The sequence below is a fragment of the Cellulomonas sp. NPDC057328 genome (assembly GCF_042667215.1).
GTDB lineage: Bacteria > Actinomycetota > Actinomycetes > Actinomycetales > Cellulomonadaceae > Cellulomonas.
Genome location: NZ_JBHUZW010000202.1, coordinates 1 through 2,749 on the forward strand (window position 1 = coordinate 1; position 2,749 = coordinate 2,749).

Annotated in this window: 3 protein-coding genes; 1 reads left to right on the forward strand and 2 read right to left on the reverse strand. The window is 77.1% G+C overall.

Annotated elements, in window-relative coordinates; genetic code table 11:
* Positions 1-28: 28 nt before the first annotated feature.
* Both ACFUMH_RS18905 and ACFUMH_RS18910 read right to left on the reverse strand, forming a co-directional pair.
* Complete coding sequence (locus ACFUMH_RS18905; RefSeq protein WP_378209142.1) at positions 29-1,027, reverse strand: RDD family protein; 999 nt, start codon at positions 1,025-1,027, stop codon at positions 29-31.
* Positions 1,028-1,139: 112 nt separating this feature from the next.
* Positions 1,140-1,661: a MarR family winged helix-turn-helix transcriptional regulator gene (locus tag ACFUMH_RS18910; RefSeq protein ID WP_378209144.1), complete on the reverse strand. Its 522-nt coding sequence runs from the start codon at positions 1,659-1,661 to the stop codon at positions 1,140-1,142.
* 109 nt (positions 1,662-1,770) lie between these two features.
* Here ACFUMH_RS18910 and ACFUMH_RS18915 point away from each other — a divergent pair, with 109 nt between their 5' ends.
* On the forward strand, positions 1,771-2,709 hold the full coding sequence (locus tag ACFUMH_RS18915) for an NADP-dependent oxidoreductase (RefSeq protein WP_378209146.1): 939 nt from the start codon (positions 1,771-1,773) through the stop codon (positions 2,707-2,709).
* The last annotated feature ends 40 nt before the right edge of the window (positions 2,710-2,749 follow it).

The window sequence follows — 2,749 nt, forward strand, 5'->3', positions numbered from 1 at the left end:
GCCCGACGGGTCGCGGCGCCGGTGCGCGTCAGGCCGCCGGCCCCAGCGTGGCGGAGCAGGAGGTGAGCGGACGGCCGTCGAGGAGGACGGCGACGTCGACGGCGCCGTCGGGGGCGCGCTCGACGCGGACGGTCCCCGTGCCCGCGCCGAGCGGCAGCTCGTGGTCGGCGGTGCCGCCGCCCGACGTCGTCGTGCGGACCAGCAGCGTCCGCCCCGGGTCGCCGGTGCCGCCGCCCTGCCAGGTCACGTCGAGGGCGAGGAACGTGCTCTCGTCGTGGCTCCGCTCGGCCGCCCACGGCCACAGCCGGTGCGTCCGGCGCCACTCGGTCTCGCGCGTGAGCAGGACGCCGTCGACCTGCACCGGCGCGGCGAGGTCCTGCGGCTCGAGCACGCACACGGTCTCCGCGTCGCGGCGCAGGCCGCCCGACTCCCCGACGCTCACGCCCGCCGCGAGCCCGACGGTCACCAGCACGTAGGCGCCGACGGTCACGGCGACCGCACCCGGGCGCCTCGCCGCACCCGGACCGTGGTCGGACGGGCGCCGGACGACGGCGGTCGCGAGGAGGCTGTCGGCGAACGTGCGCCGCTCGCGGTGCCACAGCGGGCGCAGGTAGCCCACGAGGAGGATCGCGTCGAGCAGGTGCGCGAACCACCGCGCCACCGAGCGCAGGACGCCGGGCGGCCCGTCCGCGGGCCCGCGGCCGTCGGCGGTGCGGACCACCGCGATGCCCATGACGCGCCGGCCGGGCGTCTGCCCGGTGAGGCCCTGCAGGACGAGCATCAGCAGCCACGCCCCGACGAGCACCGCCGACGAGCTCCACGGCTCGAGATCGGGGTCGGCCGCGCCGACCGGCCCGAACGTCGGCTGCAGCGTCGGCGCCGCGAACCGCTCGCCGCCGACGAACCACGCCACGGCGCCGAGCACCGCCGAGTCGAGCAGCGCGGCGACGAGGCGCCGGCCCCAGCTCGCGTACCCGGGCTCGACGACCTGCGCGAGACCGGGCAGGGCGGGCAGCGTCGCGGTCATGGCCGTGATGGTCCCAGCGCGCGGGGCCGGGCACCAGGGCCGGACGGGCGCGCCCGTGCAGGCGCGCGGGACGCGCGACGACCGGCCGGCGCGGGCTCAGGCGTACGGACGACTAGGAGGAGCCGTCCGTGCCGGCCGTCCTCCTGCGCCGCCGCGCCGCGGCCGACCGGGGCGGCGTCCGGCGCATGTGGTCGCGCGCGCGGGCCAGGACGTCGGCGAGCGTCTCGACGTCCGCGCGGGACAACGGGGCGAACAGCAGGTCGTCGAGGACGGCGACGTGCCCGGGGAACACCGTCGCGAGCACGGCGCGCCCTTCCTCGGTGATCGTGACGGTGGTGCTGCGCTCGTCGTCGGCGGAGGGCGTCCGCGTCACGAGCCCCCGCTTCTCCAGCGTCTGCGCCTGGTAGGTCAGCCCGCTGCGGCTGTAGACGACCCCGTCGGCCAGGTCGGTCATCCGTGCGCACCCCGTCGGCGCGTCGCCGAGCGTGGCGAGGAGCTGGAACTGCACGTAGCTGAGGTCCCCGGCGTCCCGCAGCTGCTGCTCGACCGCGTGCCGCAGCAGGCTGCTCGCCTCGATGAGGGCGAAGTACGCGCCCAGCTGCGTGGGGTCCAGCGGGGGCGGCGTGCGCGTCATGGGCCCATCCTACTGTGCTTCGCATTCGAAGCACTTGCTTCCAGTTCGAAGCACTGCTAGCGTCGCCGACGTTGCTTCACATTCGAAGCACCTGACGGAGGAGACCATCATGAAGGCAGTGCGGTTCCACGAGACGGGCGGCCCCGAGGTCCTGCGGTACGAGGACGTCGAGCTCCCCGTGCCCGGCGCGGGACAGGTGCGCGTCCGGGTCGCCGGGTCGGCGTTCAACCCGGCCGACGGCGGCATGCGGGGCGGCTTCCTGCCGATCCCGGTGACGCTGCCCCACGTCCCGGGCTACGACGTCTCCGGCACGGTCGACGCGCTCGGCGACGGGGTGGAGGGCCTGGCGGTCGGCCAGGACGTCGTCGGGTTCCTCCCCATGGAGGCCGACGGCTCGGCGGCGCAGTACGTCGTGGCCCCGGCGGGCGCGCTCGTGCCGGCGCCGACGCGCATCCCGCTCGTCGACGCCGCGGGGCTGCCGTCGGTCGCGCTCACCGCCTGGCAGGCGCTGTTCGAGGCCGGTGGGCTGACGGCCGGCCAACGGGTGCTCGTCAACGGCGCCGGCGGCCCCGTGGGCGGGTACGCCGTCCGGCTCGCGAAGCGCGCGGGCGCCCACGTCGTCGCGACGGCGAGCCCGCGCAGCCGGGCGGGCGTCGTGGCGGCGGGCGCGGACCAGGTCGTCGACCACACGGCGACGTCGCTGCTCGACGCGGTGTCCGAGCCCGTCGACGTGCTGCTCAACCTGGCGCCGATCACCTCCGACGCGTTCACCGCGCTGGTCGCACGGGTCCGCGACGGCGGCGTGGTCGTCTCCACGACGCCGAGGGTGCCGACGCCCGGCGACGACGCGCGCGGCGTGCGCGCGGTGACGGTGTTCGTCCACCCGGACGCCGCCGTGCTGACGGACCTCGTCGCCCTCGTGGACAGCGGTGACCTGCGCGTGGAGATCGCCCGGCGGGTGCCGCTGAGCGAGCTGCCCGAGCTCCACCGGCAGGCCGACGCGGGCGAGGTGCACGGCAAGGTCGTGGTCGTCCCGCCCGCCGTCTGACGCCCCGGGCCGCCGCGGCCCCCGCCGGTCGGGCGGGGGC